At 63.5% G+C, this 6,327-nt stretch carries 6 protein-coding genes; 3 read left to right on the top strand and 3 right to left on the bottom strand.

Annotated features, from left to right (window positions below; translation table 11 throughout):
• Positions 1 to 1,098: acyltransferase family protein (locus Q8N19_RS03450; RefSeq protein ID WP_305588236.1), on the top strand; the 1,098-nt coding region annotated here is incomplete at its 5' end.
• Between the two features lie 558 nt (positions 1,099 to 1,656).
• On the opposite strand, the gene Q8N19_RS03445 is transcribed toward Q8N19_RS03450, so the two are convergent.
• A complete protein-coding gene (locus Q8N19_RS03445) occupies positions 1,657 to 2,766 on the bottom strand; it encodes a Fic family protein (protein ID WP_305588235.1) in 1,110 nt (369 codons plus the stop codon).
• Positions 2,767 to 3,469: 703 nt separating this feature from the next.
• Here Q8N19_RS03445 and Q8N19_RS03440 point away from each other — a divergent pair.
• A complete protein-coding gene (locus Q8N19_RS03440; RefSeq protein ID WP_371133779.1) occupies positions 3,470 to 4,105 on the top strand; it encodes a multiprotein-bridging factor 1 family protein in 636 nt (211 codons plus the stop codon).
• On the top strand, positions 4,102 to 5,343 hold the full coding sequence (locus Q8N19_RS03435; protein WP_371133780.1) for a type II toxin-antitoxin system HipA family toxin: 1,242 nt from the start codon (positions 4,102 to 4,104) through the stop codon (positions 5,341 to 5,343). Before Q8N19_RS03440 ends, Q8N19_RS03435 begins: the two co-directional genes overlap by 4 nt.
• Before the next feature lie 281 nt (positions 5,344 to 5,624).
• Here Q8N19_RS03435 and Q8N19_RS03430 read toward each other — a convergent pair whose 3' ends face one another.
• Together Q8N19_RS03430 and Q8N19_RS03425 are read right to left on the bottom strand one after the other, a co-directional pair.
• Positions 5,625 to 5,984 carry a DUF6481 family protein gene (locus tag Q8N19_RS03430; RefSeq protein ID WP_305588232.1) on the bottom strand — a complete coding sequence of 120 codons (360 nt, stop codon included), beginning with the start codon at positions 5,982 to 5,984 and terminating at the stop codon, positions 5,625 to 5,627.
• Positions 5,981 to 6,217 carry a hypothetical protein gene (locus tag Q8N19_RS03425; RefSeq protein ID WP_305588231.1) on the bottom strand — a complete coding sequence of 79 codons (237 nt, stop codon included), beginning with the start codon at positions 6,215 to 6,217 and terminating at the stop codon, positions 5,981 to 5,983. The genes Q8N19_RS03430 and Q8N19_RS03425 overlap by 4 nt, the downstream gene beginning before the upstream one ends.
• Between the last annotated feature and the right edge of the window lie 110 nt (positions 6,218 to 6,327).

The following is a 6,327-nucleotide window of genomic DNA, read 5'->3' as shown; positions in this document are numbered from 1 at the left end:
GGCGCCTTTTTCCTGCTGATCCTCTACCACGTGGGCATGTTCTATGTGCCCTGGGACTGGCATGTGAAGAGCCCTCAGCCGGTGGCCTGGCTTGAGCCGGTGATGCTGCTGACCAATCCGTGGCGGCTGTCGCTGCTCTTCCTGGTGTCTGGAGCCGCGACCCGTTTCATGGCCGACAAGCTGGCCGCTGGCGCCTTGGCTGGCCAGCGCACAGCCCGGCTGCTGCCGCCGCTGGCGCTGGGCGTGCTGATCATTGTCCCGCCCCAGGCCTACTACGAGATCGTCGAGCAACTGGGCTTCAATGAGGGCTACCTTGTCTTCTACGGTCGTTATCTGACGGCCTCGGGCGGCTGGTGCGACGCCGATGGCTGCCTGATCACGCCCACCTGGAACCACCTGTGGTTCGTCGCCTATCTGCTGGTCTACACCTTGGCGCTGGCGGCGCTGATCGCATGGGCCAGACCCGCCCTGCGTCGTCTGGAGGCGGGGTTCGCCCGCCTGCCGGCATGGGCCCTGCTGATTGCGCCAATCCTCTTCCTGGGCCTCGCCCGAGCGGTCCTGCTGCCGCGGTTCGGGGTGACCCATGCCCTGGTGGACGACTGGTACAACCACGTCCTGTCCTTCAGCATGTTCCTGTTCGGCTACCTGACCGCCAAGTCCGACACGGTTCGGCGCCGCATGATCAGACTGCGCTGGCCAGCCCTGGCCCTGGCCCTGATGGCCTACGGGGCGTTCAGCCTCTATGCCTGGACCTGGCGCGAGGCTGCAGCTGAGCCGGCGGCCAGCCTCGTGCTCGCCATGCGGTTCGTCTATGCGGTCGACCAGTGGTGCGCGATCATAGCCATCCTGGGCTTCGGCGCCCGCCACCTGAACCGCCCGCATCCGGCGCTGGCCTATCTGACCCTGGCGGTCTTCCCCTACTACATCGTCCACCAGACCGTGATCGTCGTCGCCGGCCACCACCTGGCGCAGACGGGCCTGCCCCAGGGCGTGGAAGCCGCGCTGCTAATCGCCGTCACGATAGCAGCCTGCGGCCTCACCTATGAGATCGTCCGCCGGGTCCCCCTGCTGCGGCCGTGGTTCGGCCTGAAGAACTGATCGCGCATCTGGCGGGCTCAGGACGCCGATCACGCCAGATGAGTGATGAAGGCGGGCAAAGACCCGACCAAAGCCCGCGCTCTGCCGAGCTTGCTCAACAACCCCGATCAACTGGGCGAGGACGCGGAAGACATACGCAAGCGCCTCAAGGGGCGCCTGGCCGCCACTGACCGGGCGCGGGTGAAGAAGACCTCGCACTCCTACGGCTGCATAGCTGACCAGAAGGTGTTCAACCCTTGCCGGAGATCGACGCCAAGCAATCACACAGCTCACCGACGCCTGTCGTTGCAACTTAAGACAGGCTGCATTGGCCCTTAGGGGGCCAGCCCCGCCAAGCCAATCTTGGCCAGGGCACCACTTCTGATCCGCCTTCGTTTAGGTGGACACCCATACTAGCTTTTCGGAGCTGGAGAGGAGTGTCAGATGAGCGTTACGCGCCGGGTGTTTCCGGAGGCCTTCAAGCGGGCCCCGTCCACTAATTCGGGGGAAGATCAGTCTCGCGCGCGGTCAGTTCAGCGAGCGTGAGCAGCTCCCCGGACGTGGCTTCACCATCGTCCATCACTCGGTCTCCACGAGGGAGTAGCTCGTGCTTCGTCCGCCGGCCGCGTCCTTCTGGAGGATTCCGCGCTTGATGAGGTCGTCGATGTCACGAGACGCCGTGTCTTGCGAGGTCTTCGTGATCAGCGCCCACTTCGACGATGTGAGCTTGCCCTCGAAGCCGCTCAGCAATCGGTTGAGCATTTCGCGCTGACGCTCGCTGAATGCTTCACCAGCGAGCCGCTCCCAGAACCGCGCCTTCGCCAGGACAGCAGCGAGCGTCTCCTCAGCCCCGGCAATGGCTCGGTCTAGACAGTCGAGGAACCAGGTAAGCCAGGGTGTTATGTCGAGGTCGCCCTTCTGCGTCGCTTCAAGGATGTCGTAGTAGGTGTTCCGCTCGACACGGATTTGCGCCGACATCGAATAGAAGCGCCGTGGACTCCCTTCGGAGCGGGCAAGCGCCATGTCCGCAATCGCGCGAGCGATACGGCCATTGCCATCCTCGAAGGGATGGATGGTGACGAACCAGAGATGAGCGACCGCGGCCCTTAGAACCGGATCGATCTCGGGCTCGCGATTGAACCAGTCGAGGAAGGCCGACATCTCGGCGTCGAGTTTGAGGGCCTGCGGCGCCTCATAGTGGACGCGCTGCCGGCCGATGGGGCCGGAGACGACTTGCATTGGCCCGGTGTCGTCCTTGCGCCAGTCGCCGACGGTGATCTTCGACATCCCGCTGCGTCCGGTTGGGAACAGAGCGGCGTGCCAACCGAAGAGCCTGTCCTTAGTGAGCGCAGCGTCAAACTTCTGCGTCGCGTCCAGCATCATTTCGACGACGCCTTCGACGTCGCGATCGACCGGCGCAAGCGCGCCTATATCCATACCGAGCCGGCGTGCGATCGAAGAACGAACCTGATCGGCGTCGAGCTTCTCGCCTTCGATCTCACTGGATTTGAGAACGTCTTCGGTGAGAGTTTGGAGGACGGCCTCGGCCTTGAGGGGAAAGCCGAGCGTTTCCATTTTGCCGATGAGACGGCCTTGGTGGTGGCGAACGGCCGCGAGCTGGGAAGCGAGCTTCTCATCGCTCCAGCGAAACGTCGGCCAGGCCTCTAACTCATGTATGTACTCAGGCATTCTCCGCACCATATGCGGAGATTATGCCGTTCAATCTCCGCAAATTCAAGATCAATCTCCGCATTTTATGCGGAGATTGAAGCGCCTAATCTCCGCAAGGGCTTAGCTCTGCCGTCTTCAAGACCGCTCGGCGATGGCGCGCTCTTTATCACCTGAGGCATCGGCATAGATCGCGGTAGTGCTCAACGGAGCGCCGTCTACCGACACCCCGCACAGCTACCCTGATTGGCAGGTATCGCGGTTTTGGGCGCGCTCGGCCGCGAGAGAAATCAGGCCAACTTGCGATGCAATGGTGTCTGCGAGAGCCGGAGGCCGAAGGCCGCGCTTGGCTCAGTTCGCGGGTCCAGGGGCTGCCTCTGATCATGACGCTCACCGCATGCGTCGCTCACCTTCGTTTGAAAGTCGCCTTTGCGCACGCAGATCAAGGTCTCCTCCGGGCGCCCAGCGGAAATAGACCAGCCCCTGTCTTAGATCCTGGAAGCGATCTTCAGCAGCGAAGCGCCGCCGCTGGAGGTGGTGGCCTCTCTCAAGTGGTGTGGCCTGTCTTAAGTGGTTTTGTGGCCTGACTTGCGTTGCAACGACAACGCCCCTAGCCCCGTCTAGCCGCCACTATGCCACACTGATATTGGATAATATATCTATATGAGCAAGTGATATAGATAACGGCATCACCGAGTTCGACAAAATCCTGCCCATCCGATATATGAATCGATATCGCGTAGGTGTACTGATGCAGAATAAGAAATTGAAGAGCCCGGCCATGTCCACCTTGGGCGACATCATACGCCGGGCCAGGCAGGCAAAAGGTTGGAGCCAGCGCGACCTCAGCGCGCGCACCCACATGCCCCAGGCGCAGATCTCCCGCATCGAAAACGCTGACGTGGATCCTCAGGTGTCCACCCTGATCGAACTGGCCCGAGCGCTCGAGCTCGAGCTGCAGCTCATCCCAAAGTCGGCCTTAACGGCGGTTGAGGCGACCGTGCGATCGACCAAGGCGCGGTCTGACGAGCGCGCGTTCCAAAGCCTCATGGCTGAACTCATGCGCGCTGCCGAACAGGCCCACGCCATGACGCCCGATCGCGAAGACATCGCCTCTTTGCTGTCGAGCCTGCGTGATCTTCAACCGCTGACGCCCGCCCTGCGCGCGGGCGCGCTAATGGGCGATCTCATGAGCGTGCAGACTTTGTTGCACGGCTTTCTGACCTATCCACCTGCCGAGCGCCCGCGCCACACTCAGCCGATCCGCGATGCCGCGCAAAGGCTCAAGGACTTGAGAAAAATGCTGGCGCATGCCCCGGCAGGCGAACGGCCAGCCTACAGTCTGGACGATGAGGACTGACGATGGCGGCTGACGCCTTGGAAGTGCTGGTTGGCGGCAGAAGGATCGGCCTGATCACCGCACTCGGCGGCGACCAGTCGATCTTTGCCTTTGACGACGCCTACGCCGAAGACCCACACCGGCCGACGCTGAGCCTGTCCTTCAAGGGGGATCGCGGCGGCCTGTTGAGGGACCACAGGCCGACCCAGACGCGGCTCACGCCGTTCTTTTCCAACCTCTTGCCGGAAGGTCCGCTGCGAGAATACCTCGCCAAGCGCGCCAGCGTGAAGCCGATGCGGGAATATCCGCTATTGGAGACCCTGGGCCTGGACTTGCCCGGCGCCATCACTGTGCGGCCGAGGGGTAGCGGCGGAATCAACGACGGCGACGCGGCTGAAGACGACCAGGCGCTCGATAGCGGCGCTGGGGCCCACTATGCGGCCTTGCGCTTTTCGCTAGCCGGCGTGCAGCTGAAATTCTCGGCCATCCAAAAGGCTCAGGGCGGTCTGACGATTCCGGTGAGCGGTCGCGGCGGCGACTGGATCATCAAGCTGCCGTCCATGCGGTTTCCCGCTGTGGCGGCCAACGAATTTTCGATGATGCGCCTGGCGCGCGCCATGGGCATGGACATCCCCGACGTCGAGCTCCTCCCGCTCGATCAGATCGAGGGCCTGCCCGAGGGCCTGGGCAAGTTCGAGGAGGATGCCTTCGCCATCCGCCGCTTCGACCGCCCCCTCAACGGCCCCCCGGTCCACATCGAGGACTTCGCCCAGGTCTTCGGCGTTTATCCGGCGGAGAAGTACGACAAGGGCTCCTACCGCAACATCGCCAAGGTGCTCTGGTTGGAAACGGGCGAGGACGGGGTGAGCGAGTTCATCCGCCGTCTGGTGTTCAACGCCCTGATCGGCAACGCCGACATGCACCTGAAGAACTGGTCGCTGATCTATCCGGACGGCCGCACGCCCAAGCTTGCCCCGGGCTACGACTTCCTATCGACGACCCTCTACCTTCCCGATGAGAACGCGGCATTGAAGTTCGCCCGGACGAAGAAGGTCGCCGAACTGACCCTTGGCGAGCTGATCTATATGGCCGCCAGAGCCGGCATCCCTGAAGCCTTGGCGAAGGATGCGGCGATGCAGGCGGTCGACCGCTTCCACGAGGTCTGGCCCAAGGAGCGCCCTCACCTGCCGATCTCAAAAGCCTTGGCGGCCGAGATTGAGCGGTTGGTGGCCTTGATCCCTCTCGCTCAAGGCCGGTGATCTACCAAAGGCATCGAAACTCTCAGGCGAACGGCTTTGCGCCGCTAAGCCACGCAGCAATCAGAGCGTTGCCGGACTTGTCCGGAAGGGAGTCAGCCAAGAGGCCAGGAAGGCCATGGAACGATCACGTCGCCAAGCCATGGAAACGATGGGGCTGCACAGCCAGCGGCGTCATCAGCTGGGCCACCTGGATCCCGGCCCCGAGGAAGGCAGGATCATACTGGCGGCTAGCGTGGGAGGCCCTTTGGGCGCGGAACTATCCGCGCCCTGGCATGGGTCGTCTACTGGCGCGCCTTACGGGCGGCGTAGCGACGGTCGCGGGCTTCTTTCTGCTCGGCCTTAGTCAGGGCCTTGCGGGCCTTGCGCTCGCCGCGCTTGGCGTCGAGGGCTTCAGCGGCGATGGCTTCCTCGGCGAGGCGGGCGGCTTCTTCGGCTTCGGCGGCGGCTTGCTTCTTGGCTTCCTTGGCCGCCTGACGCTCCTGGCGCACGCGTTCCAGTTCAGCCTCGCGCAGGGCGGCGCGTTCAGCAAACAGCGGGTCAGACACGGCCGCCTTGGGCTTCATCTTGGCCAGCAGGGCCTTCTTGGCCTCCGCGGCGGTCTTCAGGCGTTCAGAGAAAGCCGTGCGTTCGTCCTGGTTCATGTGGAGCTTTCATCGTGTTGCGCCGTCTCAGCGGCTTCGGAAGGGGTGTCGGTCGTCTCAGGCGGATGGAAGGTGGCCGCGCAGATGGCCTGCAGGTGGCGGCGCACCGAATAGGTGGCGAGCAGGGCGTCCACGGCGCGGCAGCCCTCGATCTTCAGGCGGCTCTTCAGCTGCGCCAGATCGGCGACTTCGCCGGAGCGGGCGAGGAAATAGGCGCGTTCAAGGGTCGACATGGTCATCCTCTCTCGTTCGGCAGGCGCAGCGCCCCTCGTTGATCTCAAGGGCCGGCGCGCTCATGCATAGGCGGTGGCGCCGCAGTCTGCGGCGCGCGATCAATCAAAAA

Origin of the sequence: Phenylobacterium sp., assembly GCF_030693405.1 — a bacterium.
In the GTDB taxonomy this organism is placed as follows: domain Bacteria; phylum Pseudomonadota; class Alphaproteobacteria; order Caulobacterales; family Caulobacteraceae; genus Phenylobacterium.
Note: the sequence above shows the minus strand (reverse complement) of the source record. Positions and strands in the feature narration are given on the sequence as shown.

Coding starts and splice junctions, on each gene's coding strand:
- Q8N19_RS03445 (WP_305588235.1), bottom strand. CDS start 2,766: ATGCCTGAGTACATACATGAGTTAGAGGCCTGGCCGACGTTTCGCTGG.
- Q8N19_RS03425 (WP_305588231.1), bottom strand. CDS start 6,217: ATGTCGACCCTTGAACGCGCCTATTTCCTCGCCCGCTCCGGCGAAGTC.
- Q8N19_RS03440 (WP_371133779.1), top strand. CDS start 3,470: ATGAATCGATATCGCGTAGGTGTACTGATGCAGAATAAGAAATTGAAG.
- Q8N19_RS03430 (WP_305588232.1), bottom strand. CDS start 5,984: ATGAACCAGGACGAACGCACGGCTTTCTCTGAACGCCTGAAGACCGCC.